Here is a 262-nt window from a genome sequence, read left to right on the forward strand (position 1 = left end):
TAGCGCGGGCCGCTATTAAAATCCATATAGAGGCGAGCACTTTCAAGGTAAGGTCTGACTTCCATTCTGCGGTCTGCAAACGCCCAATCGAAGTAGCCTCGCTCAATAGCAAGGCCCGAAAACTGGTTACGCAGCCTATCCCATGGCGCATGTTGTAAAGCATCACCCTCCCGCAATGGAAAGTTATCTAGGGCGGACTGAAAAGGTGGGTCGTTCTGCGCATCGCCTTCAATATTAATCGAAAGCACTTCAATTTTTACCT

The 262-nt window shown here is 49.2% G+C and carries 1 protein-coding gene; it reads right to left on the reverse strand.

Features of this window, described 5'->3' with window-relative positions:
- Window positions 1-262: hypothetical protein (locus ACS2QP_RS27985; RefSeq protein ID WP_438883101.1), on the reverse strand; the 262-nt coding region annotated here is incomplete at both ends.

Origin of the sequence: Bacillus cereus group sp. Bce019 (assembly GCF_051781745.1) — a bacterium.
Taxonomy (GTDB): Bacteria; Bacillota; Bacilli; order Bacillales; family Bacillaceae_G; genus Bacillus_A; species Bacillus_A cereus.